Genomic DNA, 22,588 nt, shown 5'->3' with positions numbered 1-22,588 from the left:
GTGAAGGTTTATGAAATATAAAATTAGTTTTACTATAAATAATGAAAAAGTTGAACATGAGGTTGAATCAAATAAAACCCTTCTTAGGATGTTAAGAGAAGATTTTGACCTTACTGGAGCAAAGGAAGGTTGCGGTCAAGGAGAATGTGGAGCATGTACTGTACTATTAGATGGTAAACCAGTAAACTCTTGCCTAGTATTAGCAGTAGACGCTGATGGTAGAGACATATTAACTATAGAAGGATTAGCAAATGGAACAGAATTAGATAAACTTCAAGCTTCATTCATAACACATGGGGCATTACAATGTGGATATTGTACTCCTGGTATGATAATGGCAGCAAAAGGTTTATTAAACGAAAATCCTCATCCGACAGAAGAGGAAATTAAAGAAGCTATAAGCGGTAATCTTTGCAGATGTACAGGATATAAAAAGATTATTGAAGCAATAATGGATGTAGCAGAAAAATAGAGAGTATTTAAGCCGAAGGGAGGTCAAGTATTATGAAATATGTAGGTCAAAGAGTAGATAGAGTAGACGGTATCAAAAAAGTAACTGGAGATTTAAAATATGTTGATGATATAAAAATGCCAGGAATGCTTTATGCGGCAGTTAAAAGAAGCCCATATCCTCATGCTAATATATTAAACATAGATATAAGCAAAGCAGAAAAATTACCAGGAGTAAAAGCAATAACTATTGGTAAAGACTTTCCAAAGAGAGTAGGACTTTATTTAGCTGACAAGACATTCCTTGCTGTAGATAAAGTAAGATATAGAGGAGAAGCAGTAGCAGCAGTAGCAGCTGAAACAATTGAAATAGCAGAGGAAGCTGTAAAACTAATAGAAGTAGAATATGAAGAACTAGAACCAGTAACTGATGCAATAGAAGGTATGAAACCAGGTGCACCACTTGTGCATCCAGAGCTTGGAGATTATACACATGCTCCTATATTCCATACAATACCAGGAACAAACGTAAGCGAACATTTTAAATTGAGAAAAGGTAATGCTGAAGAAGCATTTAAACAAGCAGATTATGTGTTGGAATCAAGTTTCTATGTTCCACATATTCAACACTGTCCAATTGAAAACCATGTGGCCATAGCTAAGTATGACAGAGATGGCAGCTTAACAGTATGGGCAAGTTGTCAGTCACCTTATGCAGTTAGAGCAGCTTTATCATCTGCATTCGGAATACCACTAAATAAGCTAAGAGTAATATCACCAGCAGTAGGTGGAGGATTTGGAGCTAAAGCAGGTACAACACTAGAAGGCATAGTAATACCACTATCTATGAGAACGGGAAGACCTGTTAAATTAACTTATTCAAGAGAAGATGAGTTCTGTAACTCATACGTTAGACAGGCACTTCATTCCAAATTCAAAAATGGTATAACTAAAGACGGAAAGATTATTGCACAAGAAGTTGAATTTGTTTGGGATGGCGGAGCATTTACAGAATACGGAGTTAATATAACTAAGTCAGCAGGATTTGCAATGGCAGGTCCATATGAAGTGCCAAACATTCATGGAGACTCATATTGTGTATATACAAATCATCCAGTAGGAGGACCATACAGAGGATTTGGTATGGCAGAAATACACTTCTGTATAGAGCAAAACATGGATACAGTTGCAAACGCAATAGGAATGGATCCAATAGAATTTAGAAAATTAAATGCGCACAAACCAGGTGGAAAAACAGCAACAAGTGCACCTGTTTATGATAATTGTGGTTTAGTAGAATGTATAGACAGGGTTGCAAAAGATATAGACTACTATACCCCATCTGAACAGCCAAGTGATTCTAAGAAGATTAGAGCTAAAGGAATAGCATGTGGAATGAAAGCACCATCAATGCCTAACGACGTAGCTTCATCTGCTGTTATTAGATTAAATGAAGACGGTACAGCATATCTTCAAGTAAGTGCACAAGACATAGGACAAGGTTCAGATACTGCACTAACTCAAATTGCAGCAGAGATGTTATCAATTCCACCTGAAAAAATCACAATAAATACAGGAGATACTGCTAACCAACCATATGAATGGCAAACAGTTGCTAGTAGAATTACATTCTGCGCAGGTAATGCAATTGTAAAAGCAGCTGAAGATGTGAAGAGACAACTAATTGAGCTAGCAAGTATTAAGTTATCGATATATCCAAGAGATTTGAAATTAGAAGATGGATATGTAGTATCTACTCAATATCCAGACAAGAAGGTTTCATTTGCTGAATTAGCATTAGGATTAACAATGCCAGATGGTTCAGGAGTACATGGACCAATAATAGGAAGAGGTTCATTTATACCAGAAAATGTGAAGAACTTTGATTTGGAAACAGGGCAAGGAGATAAACCAGTAGCATTCTGGACATATGGAGCAAATGCTGCAGAGATAGAATTAGACACAGAAACAGGACATATAAAAGTATTAAAAGTGTCAGCCTGCTGGGATGTAGGAAAAGTAATTAATCCTACATTAATAGAAGGACAAGTAGAAGGAGCAATAGTACAAGGATTAGGTTCAGCATTATTTGAAGAAATTAAACTAGACAAAGGTAAATTCTTAAATCAATCCTTTATGGATTATAAGATACCAGCAGTAGGAGATATGCCTGAAATGTTGGTAAGCTTTGTAGAAAATGAACAACATGATGGACCATTTGGGGCAAGAGGAATGGCAGAACCAGCAATGATACCATCAGCACCAGCAATAGCTAATGCTCTATATAATGCAATAGGGGTAAGAATGCACCAAATACCATTGACTCCTGAAAGAGTGCTAAAAGCTATTAAAGAAAAAAACAATAATTAATTAAATAAAGCAAACTTCATTATGTACTCACCTATAATCAATATACAATAGGTGAGTACATACAAACATATTAGGAGCACAACACACTTTAATAATAATAATAATCCATCGCACTAGAGTTAGTACTATTATCCCCAGCAAAATTTTTAGAAACGTTTTTATCTGAATGTATTTATCTAGCTGTTATGCAGCTAGCAGCCAGGTAATGCATATAAACTGATAGGACACCTATCAGCAATAAAAAAAGGGGGAATTAAAAGATGGAAAACGTTAAACAACACGAACCTATTAGAAATTCGTTGGAACAACTTGGCGTTGGGAAGACAGTTCTTTTAGGAGCACAGCACACATTTACAATGTTTGGCGCTACAGTATTAGTTCCAATTTTAACAGGGCTTAACGTATCCGTAGCATTGTTTATGGCTGGGGTATGTACCCTAATTGGGCACTTAATAATGAAGAATAGAGTGCCAGTATTCTTAGGTTCTTCATTTGCCTTCATTGCGCCTATTTTAGCAGCAGTAGAACTAGCAAAAGCAAATGGTATCGAAAATGGACTTCCATATGCAGCTGGTGGTATAGTAGTAGCAGGTCTTATTTATGTTGTTGTAGCATTACTTATTTATTTCTTTGGTGTTGAAAAGGTAGTTAGCTTTTTCCCACCAATAGTAACTGGACCAATAATCATGGTTATAGGGCTTAAACTTGCACCTACAGCTATTAGTATGGCTTCAGAAAACTGGTTCTTAGCAATCGTAGCATTTTTAGTAGTTGTTGTAATAAATATTTTTGCAAAAGGCTTCTTCCAGATAATCCCGGTAATTATAGGACTTATTGTAGGTTATCTAGTAGCAGTTGTTACAGGTAATGTTGATTTTACGCCTCTTTCACAAGCTGCATGGGTTGGACTACCTCAATTTACAATAGCTAAATTTGATTTTCAATACATTATGGTAATTGCCCCAGTAGCACTTGCTACAATAGTAGAGCATATTGGAGACGTAATGGCTATAGGAGCTACAGTTGAAGATGACTTCACTAAAGATCCAGGTCTTCATAGAACTATGATAGCTGATGGAACTATGACAGCGCTTTCTGCATTCTTTGGTGGACCAGCTAATACTACTTATTCAGAAAACACAGGAGTATTAGCATTAACTAGAGTTTGGGACCCATTAGTAATGAAAATAGCTGCAGTATTTGCAATTATACTAGGTGGTGTACCTAAAATAGCTGCACTTATTAGCACAATACCTGGTTCTGTAATAGGAGGTATATCAATTGTATTATTTGGTATGATAGCTTCTATTGGACTTAGAACAGTAGTTGAGCATCAAGTTGACTTTACAAAATCAAGAAACCTAATTATAGCTGCAACTATACTAGTATTAGGTCTTGGTGGAGCAGTAGTGCCAATCAGTATTGGTTTAGTAAACTTCTCAATAGAAGGAATGGCACTAGCAGCAATAGTAGGTATTATATTAAACAAAGCCTTACCAGAAGCTAAATAATTAAGAATTATAATTTTAACTAAGAAAATTGTTTTATTTTCGATTAACAAAATAATTTAATGCTTTTAAAAAAACCCCTATGCTAGTAATTAAGTATTGACTTCTAGCATAGGGTTTTTTAAAATAGTTGAGGGTAACCCTTTTAATATTCTAAAGACAATAAAGTAACGGAGAGGCTTATAATGAATAAAAAAATTAAAAAAATGGTTTTAATGCAGTTAATCTATTCAATATTTAAAAGTTTTGTACTTATCTTTGTAAACATTTATTTGTGGAAAGCAGGAAAAAGCATAAAAGCAGTTGCAATATTTAACATATTTAATTATATAGCAGCTTTTATAGCATTTTATATAGGAAATAGGATTGCACTTAAAAGCACTAGGCTTAATTACTTATTATCCTCTACCTTTTTTATTTTACTCTTTGCATTGACAGCTATATTAGGAGATGAGATATCAAAGTATTCAGTACTTATAGGTATATTTGGTGGTTTTGGAGATGGATTATTCTTTTTTAATATGAATGCATTTCAAGCTAGTGAATTAGGACGAGATGAAATAGATAGATTTATGAGCGCAGTAGGTATTGTAGGGAAACTATCTTCAATAATCACACCAGTAATATCAGGAATAGTAATAGAAAAATTTGGTTTTATTTATGCAGTGTATATGCTTATTTTGCTACTTGTATTGCAAATGGCAAATGCTTTAACACTTCCTAATAATAAAATAGAATATTTAGCTAAGATAAATATAAAAAAGATATTAGGGCAGAAGGATTATAAAAAAGTACTGGCGACACATTTGATACACACTCCATTTGGACAATTTATTATAATGGCAAACAGTGTTTTTTTATATTCCTTTGCAAAAAGCGAATCTCTTATGGGCTATTTAAATTCGGCGTTTGCTATTTCATCTATGCTGCTTTTTTATATTTATATGAGAGCTCAGAAAAAATACCCAAGAAAAAAATTAATGCTTGCTGGAAGTATGGCTTTGGCATTATCTGTGTCCTTACTATTTAAACCTAGCTTTTTTTCTTTTATATTATTTAGCCTAACAATAAGTGTTGGAGATGCTTTTTTCAACAAACCACTTACAGGAATTCAGGTTTATACGGCAAAGAAATATGGAGAGAGTCATGAAGAGCTATTGGGCAATTTAGTATTTAGGGTATCTTTACTTACAATAAGCAGAACTATATTTTATCTTTTAATATTCTTCTTCTATATAGACAACGGTTCAACAATATTTAGGGTACTTATTATATATAATATAATATCTCCTGTTCTAAGCTATATTTTATGTCGTAAAGAGATGTAATAAAAAGTTTATTTTTTCACAGGAATGGTATACATAGATTAAGGGTTAAGACTATAAGGAAGGTGATAAAATGAACAAATATAATGTAATTGGTCAGAATCATCTAAGAATTGAGGGTGAAGACAAGATAAGAGGAACTCTAAAATATGTAAACGATATTAACCCTCCTGGACTTCTTCATGCAGCGCTTAAGACTAGCCCTCATGCTCATGCCAAGATTATATCAATAGATACAGAAGAAGCTAGAAAATCATCTGGAGTAAGGGCAGTTGTCACAGGAGAAGAGTTACCTTATGTAGTCGGATTATATTTAGGAGATAAATATCCCCTTGCTAGAGGAAAAGTAAGACACTATGGTGAGGCAGTAGCAGCTGTTATAGCAGATAGTGAAGCAGAAGCGAAAGAAGCCTTAGATTTAATTAAAATAGTATATGAACAACTTACCCCTGTATTATCTGTAGATGAAGCACTTAAAGAAGATGCTTTACTAGTACATAAAGAATTAGGTGAATATCAGCATATATCAGCAATACATCCTGAACCAGGAACAAATGTAGCTAACAGAACAAAAATAAGAAAAGGTAATATAGCAAAAGGTTTTGAAGAATCTGACTATATTATAGAAGACGAATTTTCATTTCCACAAGGCGATCATGTTGCAATGGAAACTAGAGCAGCCATAGCAGAGATTAAAGGAGATGGACAGATAATGATTACATCAACAAGTCAAGCTCCTTTTGTAGTAAGAAGCCTTATGAGCGAATTTTTCAAAATTCCAACAGGAAAAATCACAGTAAAAGCTCCACCAATAGGAGGAGGCTTTGGTGGTAAAGCAGGGATACAATTAGAAGCACTAGCATATTTACTATCTAAGGCAGTAGGTGGAAGACCTGTAAAGCTAGTAAATACTAGAGAACAAGACTTAACTGGCTCTCCAGGTAGGATAGGATTTAAGGGAGAAGTAAAAATGGGATGTACTAAGGATGGAGAAATTAAATCTTTAGAACTATTGTATAAATTTGATGCAGGAGCATATTCAGATTATTCTGTAAACATAAGTAGAGCAGCAGCCATAGCTTGTACAGGTCCATATAGAGTGCCAAATGTATCATGTGATTCTTTATGTGTATACACAAATCATCCTTTTACAAATGCATTTAGAGGATTTGGGCATGTGGAATTAGCATTTGCTATAGAAAGAGCATTAGATGTAATGGCTGAAAAACTATCAATGGACCCTGCAGAACTTAGAAGACTTAATGCCATAAAAGAAGGGGATACTTCCCCAACAGGAAGCTTAATGGATAAGAACACTGGTAATCTTGTAGAATGTATAGATAGAGTTAAGAAGTTTTTAGACTGGGATGAAGGCACCTACATAAAAGTTGATGAAAATAAAGTAAGGGCTAAAAGCTTAACATGTCTATGGAAAGCTCCTGCTATGCCTACAAATACAGATGCTGGCGCAATAATAACATTTAATGAAGATGCAAGTATAAACTTACATTGTTCAATAGTAGAAATAGGGCAAGCAACTAAAACTGGTCTTGCACAAATATTAGCAGAGAAATTTAAGGTAGGTTTAGACAAGATACATCTATCTCATGAAGTAAATACAAAGGTGTCCCCACATGACTGGGCAACTGCTGCAAGTAGAGGACTTTTTATGGCAGGAAGAGCAGTTATAGAAGCTGCAGATGACGCTCTAAGACAGATTAAAGACACAGCCTCACAGGTGCTAAGATGCCCTCCAGAGGATTTAGAAGTAGCAGGTGAGAGAGTATTTATAAAAGATGAACCACATATTGGTTTATTATTAAAGGATGTAATTTTAGGTTATGTTTACGAAAATGGCAATGCCATAAAAGGACAAGTAATTGGCAGAGGTAGATATATAGCAAGGAGATTAAGCGGAATAGATAAAGAAACAGGAGAAGGGCATCCAGCTCTAGAGTGGACATTAGGTGCAGAAGGAGTAGAAGTTGAACTTGATTTAAGAGACTATAGCTATAAAATACTAAAATCAGCTTGTGTTATGGATGTAGGTAAAATAATTAATCCTAAAATAGCTAGAGGTCAAATAGTAGGCGGAATGGCTATGGGACTAAGCTTTGCATCTAACGAAGCATTTATTTTTAACAGTAGAGGTCAAGTAAGCAATGATGATTTAAGATCTTTTAAAATCATGAGATATGGTGAAGAACCAGAGTACTTTGTTGATTATGTAGAAACACCTCAAGGGGATGGACCATTTGGCGCAAGAGGTATTGGAGAGCAATCCATAATAGGCATGCCTAGTGCATTGGCAAATGCTCTATCAAGAGCTTTAGGAGTACAGCTAAAAACATTACCATTAACACCCGAAAACCTTTGGAAAGCTAAAAAGGAGGTAGTTCGATGATATCTTATGATTTTGAATACTATAGACCAGAAACTTATATGGAAGCAATAGAACTTTTTGAGGAAAAGCTTAAAGAAGGTAAGAATCCAATATACTATAGTGGAGGAACAGAAACAGTAACATATGCCAGGAAAAAATTAATTAATACAGGCACAGTAATAGATTTAAAAAAAATACCAGAGTGTCTTGCATTCTCAGAAGCTCAAGATAAAATAATCTACGGTGCAGCATTATCATTAAATGAGATAGTAGAAAAAACTAACTTTGAGCTAATGGCTAACGTAACCAGAAAAATAGCAGACCATACTGTAAGAAACAGATTAAGTCTAGGTGGTAATATATGTGGACGTCTTTTTTACAGAGAGGCAATATTACCTGTACTAGTTACAGAAGGAAAAGCAGTAGTAGCTGGCAAAGAAGGAGTTAAAAAAATCCCAATACTAGAGTTTTTTGATAAGAGAGTTAACCTAAAAAGTGGAGAAATACTTCTTCAAATAGAAATTGACAAGAAATATGCTACTTTCCCACACTACAATGAGAGAAAAGAAAAGCAAGGAGAAATAGATTATCCTCTATTCCATCTAGCAGCACTTAAAGACGAAAAAAATATTAGATTTGCATTTTCAGGAATATGTCCTTATCCTTTCAGGTCACTAGAACTAGAAAAAGTTCTAAATGATAAAACAAAAAGCTTTGAAGAAAGAGCACAGTATGCAGTAGAAAATTTACCAAGCAATGCTAGAAATGATATATTTGCTTCAAGTGACTTTAGAAAATATCTATTTGAGAATGCCATAGTTAATGCTCTTAAGAAGCTGGAAGGAGGAGTACAATGATAGGTTATAATGATTACACATCTATGATATTTAATGTAAATGGTGAACAAAGAAAAGTAATAGTAAAGCCTTCTGATACTCTTCTTAGAGTACTTAGAGAGCAACTAGGCCTTACAGGTGGAAAACCTGGTTGTGAAAATGGAGACTGCGGTGCTTGTACTGTGCTTCTTGATGGGAAGCCAGTTAAATCCTGTATGATACTTGCTGTAGAAGTCGCAGATAAAAAAATCACAACTATAGAAGGGCTTGTAGAAACTGAGATACAACAAACCTTTCAGGAAGAAGGAGGCTTTCAGTGTGGCTATTGCACTTCAGGTTTTATACTAAATGCCTATGCACTTTTAGAAGAAAAGCCTGAAGCCAATGATGAGGAAATAAAAGAATGGCTGCAAAGCAATCTTTGTAGATGTACAGGCTATGAAGGTATAAAAAATGCAGTATATTCAGCTAAGGAAAAAATAAAGCAAAGAAAATAAATGAAATATAAAAATAGCCGTCAGCATTATACTGACGGCTATTTAAAAATCTCTCTATGTCATCCTGAACTATAGCGAAGGATTTCTCGCGTATTGTAAATACGAGATTCTTTGACTATGTCTCAGAATAACAAGTTGGCTAAAATAAAGCAGATTTTTTAGCAGGTTCTGTTTTTGCTATTAATTTACCTTTAGTAAAGTTGTATAAAACTTCTTTTTTCTCATTAAGAGCATTATAGAAGTTATCAGAGTTAAGAACTATAAAGCTAGCTGGATTTCCTTCTTTAATACCATAACTGTCTCCTAAATGAAGAGTTTTAGCAGCATTATGAGTAATTAGCTTATAGGAGTTTAGAATTTCTTCATATCCCATCATTTGACATACATGCAATCCCATATGAACAACATCTCTCATGTTTCCGTCTCCTAGTGGATACCATGGGTCAAATATATCATCATGTCCAAAAGAAACATTTATGCCATCTGCAAGCAATTCTTTAACTCTGGTTATTCCCCTGCGCTTTGGATATGTATCAAAGCGACCTTGAAGGTGAGTATTTACTAATGGGTTGCTTACAAAGTTCATTTTACTCATACGTAATAGTCTAAACAATTTATATGTGTAAGCATTGTTATAGGAGTGCATTGCAGTAGTATGGCTTGCTGTAACCTTTTCTCCCATACCTGACTCATAAGCTCTTGCTGCTAATGTTTCCACAAAACGTGATTGCTCATCATCTATTTCATCACAGTGAACATCTACAAGTAATCCATACTTTTCTGCTAATTTCATAGTGAAGTTTAGACTTTCAACACCATACTCACGAGTGAATTCAAAGTGTGGAATTGCACCTAAAACATCTGCTCCCATTTTAGCTGCATTTTCCATTAATTGTTCACCATTAGGGTAGCTCATAATACCTTCTTGTGGGAATGCAACTATTTGAATATTTACCTCATCCTTTAATTCATCTTTTAACTCTAATAGGCCTTCCATAGCTACTAGAGTTGGATCTGTTACGTCAACATGTGTACGAACATGTCCTATTCCATTTGCTGCTTGTTTTCTTATGGCTTCTCTTGCTCTATTTTTCACATCTTGTTTAGATAATTTTTCTTTTCTTTCAGACCAGCAAGCAATTCCTTCAAATAATGTACCTGATAAATTCCATCTTGGGTCACCTGCTGTAAGCGTAGCATCAAGATGTACGTGAGACTCTATAAATTGAGGTAATACCATGCAGTCATCACAATCAATTACTTCATCTCCTGGAGCTGGAGTAATATTAGGAGCAATTTTTTCAAATTTACCATCTTTAACATATATATCTGTTTTTTCAGTGCTGTTTTCTAAATATACATTTTTAATTAACATGTGCAATCTCCCCTTTATAAAATATTGGATATAGAATATTTGTGATTTAAGCTCTTTTTTTGTTAAGAGTTTCAGCAATGAAGAATACTACTGCAGAAACAACAAGTGAATTTACTGGAGGAACACCCCATTTAATAAATATCCCAGCTAATGCTCCAGCTACAACTGCTAATATAGCTCCAGTATTTACACTTTTTGGCTTAAAGCCTTCAGTTTCATACTGTTTCCTGTTCATAAAGAAGTGAATAATTATAACGACTCCAACAGGAGGTATCATACCTCCTAACAAGCTAAGATATGACACGAAGTTATTATATAGCCAAAGAGCAGCAATTGTACCAATTCCACCACCTACAAGTACCATAGGCTTCATTGGAATATTAGTTATATTTGCAAGTCCAAGTCCTGCTGTGTAAAGAGCATTATTATTTGTAGTCCAAATATTAAGACCCAATACTATAATGGCAGGTATCATAAGCCCTTGAGTGATTAAGATATCAAATATATCAGGTGTCCCTGTAACAGCACCGCCAACAGCTCCAAATATGAACATGATGCTATTGCCAATGAAGAAAGCTATAACAGTTGCCCAAACTGCAATTTTAGATGTTTTTGAAAAACGAGTAAAGTTTGGAGTACCTGTTCCACCACTGACAAAGCTACCAATTACTATTGAAAGAGCAGCTGCCATTGTAAGTGGTGCTGAAGGTGTTTCTGCAAATACATTTCCAAATCCATTTACTAGATTGATTCCATAGTTTACTGAATAAATACCTAGTATAGCTATTAAAGGAACAGCTATGGAACCTAAAATAGCAAGAGCTTTGATTCCATAGTAAGCTGTTGCAGTCATCAAGATTCCAGTTATGACTATTAGAAGTATAGGATTAATATTCAATAGTTTTCCTACAGGTAATGCAAACATAGCAACTCCCACACCAAACCAACCAATTTGTGTAAAACTAATAAGCGCAGAAGATAGGTAAGAACCTTTTTCTCCAAAAGAGTAACGAGCTAGCAAATCTAATGTAAGGCCTGTAGATTGACCAATATAAGCTAGAGCTCCAGTATATACACCTAAAAATGCATTACCTAAGATCATAGCTATAAAGAAGTCTCTCATATTAAGCCCTATGCCTAAATTACCTCCTGCAGTCATACTAGGTGAAAAGAAAGTAAATCCCACCATAACTACAAGTACTGCCCAAAAACCTTGCCTACTAGCAGCATCAACTGCTGACAGAGAGTGTTCAGTATCAGCTGCTTTTTTACTTGTTAATTCTGACATAATTATCCTCCTTTTTTAATGTAACCAGTTACATTTTTCTTTAAAAAAAATATAACTGATTCTACATTTTTTTAATTGAGTTGCAGATTTTGTCTTTTATTTTTATATTGTAAACGTTTACATTTCTCATAGTATATGTTTGACGTTAAAAACAAAAATCCTTCTTTTTTTAAAAAATATTTTCAAAATTTTTTATTTATATATATTGTTTTAATAAAATTGGACTGTCAAAGGTTAGTAGTGATATAATTGAATAAAATGAACATAATTTTGGAGTGGTATTATGGCAAATATAAGAAAAATATCGGAATTAGCTGGGGTTTCTGTAGCCACTGTCTCTAGGGTACTTAATCATCCTGAAACCGTTTCTGAAGATACTAGAAACAGGATTCTCATGGTTATGAAAGAACTGAATTATGTTCCTAACAGTATAGCTAGAAGCTTAAGTACTAATAGGACAAGTACTATAGGCTTAATAATACCTAACATACTAAATCCGCTTTATCCCAGTATAGCAAAGGGAGTGGAGGATGTATTTTATAAAAAAGGATATAATATACTTCTCAGCAATACGGAATACGATGCCAGTAGGGAAAAGGATTGTATCGAAATGCTTCTTAGCAAGAAAGTAGATGGGCTAATAATATGCTCTAGTATTTTAGAAATAGCAGATTTTGATATTATAATTAAGCAAAAGGTTCCATTTGTATTACTGGGAGAATATATGGAAGACTCGGACATTAATATAGTGTATACTGATTATCAATTAGGAGCATATATGGCAACGACTCACTTAATAAAGGCAGGCTACAAAACAATAGCCCATATATCTGGTCCTATGAATAGAAAGGCTAGTGTAGAAAAACTAGATGGATACAAAAAAGCTTTATTAGAGGCAGGATGCAAATATGATGAGGAATATATAATTGAAGGAAACAATCAAATTGATGGCGGCCATCTTGCACTAAAGAAGATATTAAAGAAAAAAGGAAAACCTGATGCAATTTTTGTTGCAAACGATCTTATGGCTTTAGGTGCCATTGAAGCAGTAAAAGTATCCGGTTACACTGTACCAGGAGATATAGCAGTAGTAGGATTTGATGACATAGAGGTAGCGTCTCTTGTAGAGCCAAAGCTAACTACAGTAACGCATCCAGTATATAGAATGGGACTGACTGCAGCAAGACTTTTACTAGACAATATACTAAATGAAGAAGAAGATTGTTTTAAACAAAAAATATTTATTCAGCCTATGCTTAAAGTCAGAAAATCTTGTGGCTATGACAATAGAATTGAAGAAATATTTAGTTAAAGGGTGATATTATGAGTCTGTCAGTTAATTTTATGGGTATTAAATTAAATAATCCAATAATTGTAGCGGCAAGTCCTCTAACTGGTAGTGGTAGCATGATAAGAAAAGCTATTGATGCAGGAGCAGGTGCAGTGGTAACTCAAACAATTATTAATGAGGTAAGACCAAATGTTAGACCTAGAATAGCAGCTAATTCTCTTGGCATGCAAAACATAGAGTTATATAGCGATTTAACATTAGAAGAATGGGAAAGAGAAATATATTATGTAAAAGAGAAAGGTGCAGTGGTTATTGCAAACATATTGGCACATACACCTTCTGAAATGGCTTATATGGCAAAAAAAGTAGAGCGTTTTGGTGTAGATGCTATTGAATTAGGTATATCTATTCCACATGGTGAAGGAGTAGAATTGCTCATAAGTGACATAGAAAGACTATATAACCTTACAAAAATGGCTGTAGATTCAGTGAAGATACCTGTAATGGTGAAATTTTCACCTAATGTAAGCAATCTAACAGCTTTAGCAAAAGTCGTAGAAAAAGCAGGAGCATCTGCTATTAGTGCTATAGATACACTAAGATCTATTCTTGGAGTTGACATAGATAAAGCTAAGGTAATGTTACCTACTTATGGAGGATATTCGGGAGAAGGAATAAGACCTATAGCCTTAGCAACTATAGCCAGTATATCTCAAGCTGTAAAGATACCAGTCTCTGGCATCGGTGGAATAGAGAACTATAAAAATGTTATTGAATATATAATGTTGGGTGCAAGTACTGTACAGCTTTGCACATCCTTAATTATGAATGGATATGGTAAAATTAGAGAGATTCTAGTGGATTTAGAAAACTGGCTAGAGCAAAAAGGTTATTCTTCTTTAGAAGATATTAGAGGACAAGCTCTGGTTTCATTAAAATCATTTGAAGAGATATCCATAGAACCATATATTGCAAAGATAAATGGTAAATGCAATGCAGAAAATTGTGGACGTTGTATTAAATCATGTATGTATGATGCTATTTCTTTAAATAATGATATAATAGTTATAGACGATTCAAAATGTACAGGCTGTGGATTATGTGTTAGCCTATGTGAGAAGAAACTTTTATTTTTAGATTGGTAGTAAGTATTATTGGGTATTGTATATTATATGAAGCGGGGTGATTATGAAGTGTATAGATATTCGGGAATAACAGTAAAAGAATTATTAGAACTTGAACCTATGAAAGAGGCGAAGATTTTAGCAGGAAAAGGTGGACTAGATAGAAGGATAACAAAGCTTAACGTAATGGAAGTACCAGATATTATAAACTGGGTTGAAGAAGGCGAATTTCTACTTACAGCAGCTTATTCTATAAAAGATAATCCAACAAAGTTTGATGAACTTATACCGCAGATGAATAAAAAGGGATTGGCAGGTTTAGGTATCAAGACTAAAAGATATATAGATGAGATTCCCAGTAACACCCTAAAGATGGCAGAAGAACTTGGGTTTCCTTTAATAGAGATACCTCTTGAGATTTCTTATTCCACTATTATAGCTAATGCTCTGACTGAGATTGTTAATAATCAAACTAGCATTCTCTATAGAATAGATAATACTCATAATAAGCTTATAAATATGATGTTAAATGGTGGAAGCTTAAAAGAAATAGCCAATGCATTATACGAAGGCATTGACAATAACTCAATGGCTATAAAAGAATATTTATTTGAAACTAGTGTGATTTTGTGTGACGAAGACAAGAAAAAATATATTGAGTCAATTATTGAAACTGATAGCTTGAAAAAAGAAAGATTTAGTTATAATTTTAATGACAAGTTTCTTCATACAAATTGTACTGACGTAATGGGAGACGAGAAAATAAACAGAATTACTATTCCTATTTTTACAAAAGATAGAGAATACGGCTGTATATATATTTGGGAAGATAAAAAACCAATCACTCCAGTAGAATTAACAGTCATAGAAGCCTCTACACCTGTGATTGCACTAGATCTTTATAAAAAATTATCTATTTTTGAGATTGAAAGTAAACACAAGGTTGAATTTTTCGAAGATTTATTTTCAAGTGATGAAAATAGGCACAAAAAAGCATTAGAAAGAGCTTCTTATTTTGATTTCGACAGCAGATTAGGATATTCTGTAATAGTTATTTCAGTAAATAATTATGATAACTTGAACTGCTATTATCCTGACGCAAGCAACTTTCTTCAGCAAATAAATGTTAGACTATTAAGCATTATAAATAGGATTTTGAAAAATCGGAAAGAAAGGATTATATATGGAAACAAAAGTAATAGTATTATAATTCTTTTTGGTACTGAAGCAGGAACAAAAGATGCAAAAATAAAACAGGAAATAAACTCTTTTTGCGATGAGCTATTAAGATATGCAGAATATGAAAATATCAATGATAAGATTTCTATTGGCGTGGGAAGAAATTATAAAAATACTCACGACCTATGGAAAGGTTATAGGGAAGCTAACAGAGCTGTAGAATGTCAAAAAAGGTCTCATGAAAAAAAAGTAACTCATTATGATGATTTAGGAATATTTAGAATTCTTTCATATGAAGAGCTTCAACCAGAGCTGCAACAATTTTATAAAGAAATACTAGAACCTTTAGTAAAGTATGACAATGAAAAAGGAACTGAGCTCATAGAAACCTTAAAGAATTACTTTGAGTGTGCTGGGAACCTAAAAAAGATATCAGAAGAGATGTACACCCATTATAATACCGTGATTTATAGAATTCAAAGGATAAAAGAAATAACAGGAATTGACTTTGAGGATTATGAGGATAGGCTTAATTTCCAAATATCTTTAAAAATATTAGAAATGCAAGAAAATGAAAGATGTAGCAACAAATTGAGTAGGTAGCCAAAATCTCCAAATTTGTGCTAGTCACTTAGCAGTAGCTGATAAGACTTCCCTTTAGTTTTGGGAAGTTTTTATCATTTTATTAACTACTTACAAAGAATAGGGTTAATATTTAGGTAGACTATATAAAGAAATAGTTGTGCAAATAAGTTATTATAGTATTAAGAGTTAATTTAGAATACTTTTAGAAGGATTGATCTAATGATAGCATCAAATATATGTAAGGATTTATATGAATCCTTACAAAGAAATCGCCTAAAAGGACAGATTCATTCAGTATTCGACAATAGCTTTAATGTAATAGACCAAGACAATCATCTTATTTCCTTTTTAGGCCCTAATAAGCCTATGGCACCTCGTTCTATAAAACTTACAGAAAAGATATCGTTTATAGACTTAGGCTTTGAACAAGGACAAAAACTCGAGTTTTATGATGATTTTGTTTTTTTGAAAGAAAATAATATTATAATTTCTTTTGACAAAGCACTTTTATGGAATAAAGAACCACTATTATTTTCAGACATAGATTTAGCAAAAGATTCAATGGAAAACGTTTTTAGAAAGCTTTGTTTAATGGGTACATTTATATTAGAAGAAGGGAAAAAAGAAGGTATAGTTCCACTTCTAAAAACCCTTGAAGGTAAAATAAAGGGTATAGAACCCATATTAGATAATAATATCCTTCTTAGCAAGAGAGAAGAATTTATTAGAGAAAGATTCCTAGCCTTTATTGATAGCTATTTAAAAGAGAATATTGAGGAAATCCCTTTAAGATCTAAAGACATAATTGGTTTTGGAATAGGTCTTACGCCTTCAATGGATGACTTTTTATCTGGCATGATGGTTTCAAGAATATACTTATCATCGTATCTGAATCATGACTTTAAAAAAGCCATTGAGATTAACAAAGCCATTGTCAAAAATATAAAAAACAAGACAACTTTAGTTAGTGAAGAGATGCTCAAATATTCATCTATGGGAGAAGTAAATGAAGACGTTAGAAATCTAATGGCAACCTTTTTATCAAACAGCTCCACAAATACTTTTTATAAATATTTAAAAAAAGTTGCTGACTTTGGAGAAACTTCCGGAACAGATATGATTTCAGGTATCTATATAGGAAGCCAAATATTGCTTAATTAATACTTAGGAGGTAGATATTCATGAGTAGTGTTAAATTTGAGATAAGAAAAAATGCCTACTATGATTCAGTTACATTAATGATTATTTCAAAAGAAATCAAAAAAATCGATGGAGTAAAAGAAGCTCTAGTTGGTATGGGAACAGATTTAAATAAGGAATTAGCTGAAAATCTTTCAATATCAAATGATGAAATTAAAAACCTTACACCAAATGACTTCTTTGTAACAGTTCTTGCTGAAGACAATGTTCAAATCGAAACAATTTCAGGAGAAGTAGATAGACTACTTAGCCAAAAGAAAAAAAGCAGCGAGTCAGATTATATGCCACCAACACTAGAATCTGCTTTAAATCATGAACCAGATTCAAACATAGTAGTTATATCAGTTGCAGGAGAATATGCAGCAGCAGAAGCAAAAAAAGCATTAAACAATGATTTACATGTAATGCTTTTCAGCGACAACGTAACAGTAGAGCAAGAAAAAGAATTAAAAGAATTAGCTTGTGAAAAGGGACTATTAATGATGGGACCTGACTGTGGAACAGCAATAATAAACAACGTACCACTAGCATTTGCAAACGTAATTAAAAAAGGACATATAGGAGTAGTTGGAGCATCAGGTACAGGAACACAAGAAGTAACAGTTATTATAGACAAATTAGGGGAAGGTGTATCCCAAGTAATAGGAACTGGTGGTAGAGACCTAAAATCAGAAATAGGCGGTCTTATGATGCTACAAGGTATAGAAGCATTAAAGAATGATCCACAAACAAAGGTTATAGTACTTATTTCTAAGCCACCAGCAGAAGAAGTAGCTGAAAAAGTATTAAAAGCTATTGAAAATTCTTCAAAACCAGTAGTTGTAGACTTTATAGGTGGAGACAGAAAATTAATAGAAAAATATGGAGCACATGCATGTGTATCTCTTGAAGATGCTGCAAGAAAAGCAGTTGCACTTCTAAGAGGAGAAGAAGTGAAAGATTTTGATGGATTTGATCTATCAGATGCAGAAATAGAAAAGCTAGTAGACGAAGAAGTAAGTAAATTTGATAAGGGTCAAAAATATCTAAGAGCATTTTACACTGGTGGAACATTAGCAGATGAAGCTATGAAGCTTCTTAGCGGTGAAATAGGAAACATCTATTCTAATATTCCACTAACTCCTGAATATAAGATGGAAAACGCAAAAGTTAGTAAAGAACATACATGTATTGACTTTGGTGATGATGAATTTACAAAAGGAAAGCCTCACCCAATGATTGATCCAATAGGTAGAGTAGAGCGTCTTATGAAAGAAGGAGACGACGAAGAAATGGCTGTGTTGCTTATGGACTTTGTATTAGGATATGGCTCACATGAAGACCCAGTAGGAGAAATGCTTCCATCAATAAAAGAAGCTAAAGAAAAAATGGCTAAGAAAGGTAAGTATCTTTGTGTAGTAGGTTCAATTTGTGGTACTGCAAATGACCCACAAAGTCTTGAAGAATCACAAAGAAGACTAGAAGAAGCAGGAGTAATAGTAATGCCTTCAAATGCACAAGCTGTAAGATTAGCTGGGCTTATCCTTAACAAAATTAAATAGATTTGGAGGGTGCTGTAATGTCAAAGATTAATGAACTTTTCAATAAAGAGGTTAAAGTCATCAACATTGGACTAGAATCATTTTACAATGATTTGAAAAAGCAAAAGGTATCTGCAATTCATGTGAATTGGAGACCAGCTGCAGGTGGAAATAAAAAATTGGCATCACTTTTATCAAGATTGAAATAAATTAAAACAATTTAAGAGGAGTGATATAAATGATAGCTGAAAAAATTGCACAAGCTAACAAAGAAGCTGTTGGACGTTTACAAAGTGCACAGCCTACTATTGTTGGAATAGGTACAGCAGGTAAAGACATACCTGGAATGACTAAAAAAACTATATTACACGCAGGACCACCAGTTACATGGGATAAAATGAGTGGACCATTAAAAGGAGCAGTTATTGGAGGACTTATTTACGAAGGTCTTGCAGCAAATAAAGAAGAAGCTGAAAAACTAGCAGCATCTGGAGAAATAACATTTGATCCTTGTCATCATCGTAATGCAGTAGGACCAATGGCAGGAGTTGTTACTTACTCAATGCCTGTATGGATAGTTGAAAACAAAACTTTTGGAAACAAAGCTTACTGTACACTAAACGAAGGTTTAGGAAAAGTTCTTCGTTTTGGAGCATATGGTGAAGAAGTTATCACTAGACTTAAATGGATGGAAAACACATTAGCACCAGTACTTAAAGCTACATTAGAATTATCTGGTGAAATAGATCTTAAAACAATGATAGCTCAAGTTGTTCAAATGGGAGACGAAGGTCATAACAGAAACAAAGCAGGTACATCATTATTAATAAGAGAATTAGCTCCTTACATTGTAAAAACTAATTTTTCTGATCAAGTTAAAGCAGATGTATTAAGCTTTATGCATAGCAATGACCACTTCTTCTTGAACTTAACAATGCCAGCTGCTAAATGTGCACTAGAGCCAATGAAAGGCGTTAAATACAGTACATTAGTATATACAATGGCTAGAAATGGTACAGAATTTGGTATTAGAGTAGCAGGATTAGGAGATAGATGGTTTACAGCACCAGCAGAAATTATACAAGGACTATACTTCCCAGGATACTCAGAAAAAGATGCTAACCCAGACATCGGGGACAGTGCTATAACAGAAACATCAGGAATTGGTGGATTTGCAATGGCAGCAGCTATACCTATAGTACAATTCGTAGGTGGAGTACCACAAGATGCAATAAACTACTCAAAATCTATGTATGAAATAACAGAAGCAGAAAATATTGCATATAAAATACCAGTTCTTGATTTCAGAGGTACTGCTACGGGTATAGATATACAAAAGGTTATTGAAACTGGTATACGTCCAATAATCAACACAGGTATTGCACATAAAGATGCAGGTGTAGGTCAAGTTGGAGCAGGACTAGTTCATCCACCTATGAAATGCTTCGAAGATGCATTAGAAGCTTTCATTGAACAATTAGAAGCAGAAGGCGAATTATAATTTGCCAAGAGAATAAAATAGGCTTTATAATAGAATAAAGCCAAAAAAATAACATAAATACAAGGAGGAATTTTTAATGAATCTTTTACAAAACTGGAACAATGTTAAAATGTATGATTTAACTCAAAAGCTTAGCCATTTAACACCACCATGGCCAACTTATGAGCCACTACAAATCAAATTCTTTAAGAGATTAGCACCTAATGGAGCTAATGGACAATTAATCACTACATCAAACCACGTTGGAACACACTTAGATGGACCAATGCACTTTGATACAGCAGGAAGAGATATTGCTTCATTACCACTTGATAAATTAGTAGGACCTGCAGCAATAGTTGATTTATCAGATATGGCTGAAGATTTCGGAATTTACACACCACAAGATATAATGGACAGAGTAGAAGTTAAAAAAGGTGATATCCTTATCATAAATACTGGATACCATAAATATGGTTGGGATCAACCAGAAGCAGATGAAAGAAGATATATGTTAAGACACCCAGGACCATCAATGGACTTTGTTGATTGGGTAAAAGAAATGGAAATTAAGTGGATTGGTGTTGACTGTGGTTCTGCAGACCACCCAATGAACACTAAGATTCGTGACTGGGAACCAAGAGAAGCAGAAGCATGTGACAAATACATGAAAGAAAAATTTGGCAAGGGATTAAATGAAATGTATCCATGGCCAGATGTATACCAAGCAATGCATGTAAAAGTATTTATTAAACCTTATGAAATAATCCATGCTGAAAACTTAGGTGGAGATCTAGACAAAATACTAAATAGACGTATGGTTGTTGGATGTTTCCCATGGAGATTTGAAGGTGGAGAATCTTCAATCTGCCGTATAGTAGCTTTTGAAGCTGAATAATCTTTTGAAAATATATAATTAATGACTGCCCGCCTCTGGCGGGTAGCTATTTAATTAGACAAATTTTCATTCTGAGCGAAGTGAAGAATCCCAAATATTATAGAAGGGGGCGAACATAATGAAGCAAGCTTTAGACAATATAAAAGTACTAGACCTTACAAGGGTACTGGCAGGACCTTATGCAACCATGATACTAGGAGACTTAGGAGCGGATATAATAAAAATAGAAATGCCAGTAACAGGAGACGACTCAAGAGCTTTTGGCCCTTATGTAAACAATGAAAGCGCTTATTTTATGAGCCTTAATAGAAATAAAAGAAGTATCACAATAAACCTAAAATCTCCAGAGGGAAAAGAAGTTTTCTTAGACATGGTAAAGAAAGCTGACGTAGTAGTAGAAAACTTCAGACCTGGAACTATGGAAAAACTAGGATTAGGGTATGAATATCTATCAACAATAAATCCTAAGATAATATACGCAGCATCATCAGGATATGGACATACAGGTCCATACAGCAAAAGAGCAGCATATGATGCAGTAGTTCAAGCAATGGGTGGAGTAATGAGCATCACAGGACAAAAAGATGGCAAACCTACAAGAGTAGGTACTTCCATAGCAGATATAAATGCAGGACTATTCACTACCATAGGCATATTAGCAGCACTAAACAATAGACATGTAACAGGCAAAGGACAAAAAGTAGACGTAGCTATGCTAGATACACAAGTAGCTATACTTGAAAATGCCATAGCACGTTATGTAGTAACAGGAAACGTACCAAAACCAGGTGGAAACAAACATCCTTCCATAGTACCATTTGAGCCTTTCGATACAAAGAATGGAGAAGTAGTAGTAGCAGCTGGAAATAACACATTATGGGCTAAGTTCTGTGAAGTAATAGGAAAAGAAGAACTAATAAACGATGAAAGATTTAAAACAAATCCTTTAAGAAATGAAAATTATGATGAACTAAGACCACTAATAGCAGAAGCAATGGTTAAGAAATCTACAGAAGAATGGCTAGAATTATTAGATAAAGCAGGAGTACCAAATGGTCCTATAAACACAGTAGATAAAGTACTAAAAGATCCACAAGTAATAGCAAGAGAAATGATAGTAGAAGTAGAACATCCAGTAGCAGGAAAACTAAAGATGCCTGGAGTACCTATTAAGCTAAGTGACACACCAGGTAGTGTAAGAACTCCAGCACCAGTTCTAGGTCAGCATACAGAAGAAATCCTAAAAGGATTCTTAGGATATGATGATGAAAAAATACAA

The 22,588-nt window shown here is 34.0% G+C and carries 18 protein-coding genes; 16 read left to right on the top strand and 2 right to left on the bottom strand.

The genetic code is table 11. From position 1 onward, the window contains the following. The first annotated feature begins 10 nt into the window (after positions 1 to 10). The 7 genes from ABV008_RS05400 to ABV008_RS05370 all read left to right on the top strand — a co-directional run bounded on the left by ABV008_RS05400 (position 11) and on the right by ABV008_RS05370 (position 9,369). Positions 11 to 472: a (2Fe-2S)-binding protein gene (locus ABV008_RS05400; protein WP_352418798.1), complete on the top strand. Its 462-nt coding sequence runs from the start codon at positions 11 to 13 to the stop codon at positions 470 to 472. 32 nt (positions 473 to 504) lie between these two features. Next, complete coding sequence (locus ABV008_RS05395) at positions 505 to 2,820, top strand: xanthine dehydrogenase family protein molybdopterin-binding subunit (protein ID WP_352418797.1); 2,316 nt, start codon at positions 505 to 507, stop codon at positions 2,818 to 2,820. A gap of 260 nt (positions 2,821 to 3,080) precedes the next feature. After that, complete coding sequence (locus ABV008_RS05390) at positions 3,081 to 4,331, top strand: uracil-xanthine permease family protein (RefSeq protein ID WP_352418796.1); 1,251 nt, start codon at positions 3,081 to 3,083, stop codon at positions 4,329 to 4,331. A gap of 182 nt (positions 4,332 to 4,513) precedes the next feature. Then, on the top strand, positions 4,514 to 5,656 hold the full coding sequence (locus tag ABV008_RS05385; RefSeq protein WP_352418795.1) for an MFS transporter: 1,143 nt from the start codon (positions 4,514 to 4,516) through the stop codon (positions 5,654 to 5,656). Positions 5,657 to 5,726: 70 nt separating this feature from the next. Next, a complete protein-coding gene (locus ABV008_RS05380) occupies positions 5,727 to 8,057 on the top strand; it encodes a xanthine dehydrogenase family protein molybdopterin-binding subunit (RefSeq protein WP_352418794.1) in 2,331 nt (776 codons plus the stop codon). Continuing rightward, on the top strand, positions 8,054 to 8,893 hold the full coding sequence (locus ABV008_RS05375) for an FAD binding domain-containing protein (protein WP_352418793.1): 840 nt from the start codon (positions 8,054 to 8,056) through the stop codon (positions 8,891 to 8,893). Before ABV008_RS05380 ends, ABV008_RS05375 begins: the two co-directional genes overlap by 4 nt. Continuing rightward, positions 8,890 to 9,369, top strand: coding sequence for a (2Fe-2S)-binding protein (locus tag ABV008_RS05370; protein ID WP_352418792.1), 480 nt, complete (start codon positions 8,890 to 8,892; stop codon positions 9,367 to 9,369). The genes ABV008_RS05375 and ABV008_RS05370 overlap by 4 nt, the downstream gene beginning before the upstream one ends. 139 nt (positions 9,370 to 9,508) lie before the next feature. Here ABV008_RS05370 and codA read toward each other — a convergent pair whose 3' ends face one another. Further along, complete coding sequence (codA, locus tag ABV008_RS05365; protein WP_352418791.1) at positions 9,509 to 10,744, bottom strand: cytosine deaminase; 1,236 nt, start codon at positions 10,742 to 10,744, stop codon at positions 9,509 to 9,511. 46 nt (positions 10,745 to 10,790) lie between these two features. Next, complete coding sequence (gene codB, locus ABV008_RS05360; protein WP_352418790.1) at positions 10,791 to 12,032, bottom strand: cytosine permease; 1,242 nt, start codon at positions 12,030 to 12,032, stop codon at positions 10,791 to 10,793. 283 nt (positions 12,033 to 12,315) lie between these two features. Here codB and ABV008_RS05355 point away from each other — a divergent pair, with 283 nt between their 5' ends. The 9 genes from ABV008_RS05355 to ABV008_RS05315 all read left to right on the top strand — a co-directional run. Continuing rightward, positions 12,316 to 13,344 (top strand): LacI family DNA-binding transcriptional regulator, encoded by a 1,029-nt coding sequence (locus ABV008_RS05355; RefSeq protein WP_352418789.1) that lies wholly within the window; start codon positions 12,316 to 12,318, stop codon positions 13,342 to 13,344. An 11-nt stretch (positions 13,345 to 13,355) separates the two neighbouring features. Then, complete coding sequence (locus tag ABV008_RS05350; RefSeq protein ID WP_352418788.1) at positions 13,356 to 14,468, top strand: 4Fe-4S dicluster domain-containing protein; 1,113 nt, start codon at positions 13,356 to 13,358, stop codon at positions 14,466 to 14,468. A gap of 48 nt (positions 14,469 to 14,516) precedes the next feature. Further along, a complete protein-coding gene (locus ABV008_RS05345) occupies positions 14,517 to 16,229 on the top strand; it encodes a PucR family transcriptional regulator (protein ID WP_352418787.1) in 1,713 nt (570 codons plus the stop codon). Positions 16,230 to 16,430: 201 nt separating this feature from the next. Beyond that, positions 16,431 to 17,372 (top strand): oxamate carbamoyltransferase subunit AllH family protein, encoded by a 942-nt coding sequence (locus ABV008_RS05340; protein ID WP_352418786.1) that lies wholly within the window; start codon positions 16,431 to 16,433, stop codon positions 17,370 to 17,372. A gap of 20 nt (positions 17,373 to 17,392) precedes the next feature. After that, positions 17,393 to 18,952, top strand: coding sequence for an acyl-CoA synthetase FdrA (gene fdrA / locus ABV008_RS05335; protein WP_352418785.1), 1,560 nt, complete (start codon positions 17,393 to 17,395; stop codon positions 18,950 to 18,952). 17 nt (positions 18,953 to 18,969) lie between these two features. Further along, positions 18,970 to 19,140 (top strand): fdrA domain protein, encoded by a 171-nt coding sequence (locus ABV008_RS05330; RefSeq protein WP_352418784.1) that lies wholly within the window; start codon positions 18,970 to 18,972, stop codon positions 19,138 to 19,140. Positions 19,141 to 19,169: 29 nt separating this feature from the next. Next, positions 19,170 to 20,432 (top strand): YlbE family protein, encoded by a 1,263-nt coding sequence (locus ABV008_RS05325; protein ID WP_352418783.1) that lies wholly within the window; start codon positions 19,170 to 19,172, stop codon positions 20,430 to 20,432. 76 nt (positions 20,433 to 20,508) lie between these two features. Continuing rightward, positions 20,509 to 21,309 (top strand): cyclase family protein, encoded by an 801-nt coding sequence (locus ABV008_RS05320; RefSeq protein WP_352418782.1) that lies wholly within the window; start codon positions 20,509 to 20,511, stop codon positions 21,307 to 21,309. Positions 21,310 to 21,427: 118 nt separating this feature from the next. Next, positions 21,428 to 22,588: CaiB/BaiF CoA transferase family protein (locus ABV008_RS05315; protein WP_352418781.1), on the top strand; the 1,161-nt coding region annotated here is incomplete at its 3' end.

It is taken from the genome of Proteiniborus sp. (assembly GCF_040308045.1).
GTDB lineage: Bacteria > Bacillota > Clostridia > Tissierellales > Proteiniboraceae > Proteiniborus.
The sequence above is the reverse complement of the archived record's forward strand: the minus strand, read 5'-3'. Positions and strand labels throughout refer to the sequence as shown.

Coding starts and splice junctions, on each gene's coding strand:
- ABV008_RS05385 (WP_352418795.1), top strand. CDS start 4,514: ATGAATAAAAAAATTAAAAAAATGGTTTTAATGCAGTTAATCTATTCA.
- ABV008_RS05370 (WP_352418792.1), top strand. CDS start 8,890: ATGATAGGTTATAATGATTACACATCTATGATATTTAATGTAAATGGT.
- ABV008_RS05400 (WP_352418798.1), top strand. CDS start 11: ATGAAATATAAAATTAGTTTTACTATAAATAATGAAAAAGTTGAACAT.
- ABV008_RS05380 (WP_352418794.1), top strand. CDS start 5,727: ATGAACAAATATAATGTAATTGGTCAGAATCATCTAAGAATTGAGGGT.
- ABV008_RS05340 (WP_352418786.1), top strand. CDS start 16,431: ATGATAGCATCAAATATATGTAAGGATTTATATGAATCCTTACAAAGA.
- ABV008_RS05355 (WP_352418789.1), top strand. CDS start 12,316: ATGGCAAATATAAGAAAAATATCGGAATTAGCTGGGGTTTCTGTAGCC.
- codA (WP_352418791.1), bottom strand. CDS start 10,744: ATGTTAATTAAAAATGTATATTTAGAAAACAGCACTGAAAAAACAGAT.
- ABV008_RS05395 (WP_352418797.1), top strand. CDS start 505: ATGAAATATGTAGGTCAAAGAGTAGATAGAGTAGACGGTATCAAAAAA.
- codB (WP_352418790.1), bottom strand. CDS start 12,032: ATGTCAGAATTAACAAGTAAAAAAGCAGCTGATACTGAACACTCTCTG.
- ABV008_RS05320 (WP_352418782.1), top strand. CDS start 20,509: ATGAATCTTTTACAAAACTGGAACAATGTTAAAATGTATGATTTAACT.
- fdrA (WP_352418785.1), top strand. CDS start 17,393: ATGAGTAGTGTTAAATTTGAGATAAGAAAAAATGCCTACTATGATTCA.
- ABV008_RS05375 (WP_352418793.1), top strand. CDS start 8,054: ATGATATCTTATGATTTTGAATACTATAGACCAGAAACTTATATGGAA.
- ABV008_RS05330 (WP_352418784.1), top strand. CDS start 18,970: ATGTCAAAGATTAATGAACTTTTCAATAAAGAGGTTAAAGTCATCAAC.
- ABV008_RS05325 (WP_352418783.1), top strand. CDS start 19,170: ATGATAGCTGAAAAAATTGCACAAGCTAACAAAGAAGCTGTTGGACGT.
- ABV008_RS05350 (WP_352418788.1), top strand. CDS start 13,356: ATGAGTCTGTCAGTTAATTTTATGGGTATTAAATTAAATAATCCAATA.
- ABV008_RS05390 (WP_352418796.1), top strand. CDS start 3,081: ATGGAAAACGTTAAACAACACGAACCTATTAGAAATTCGTTGGAACAA.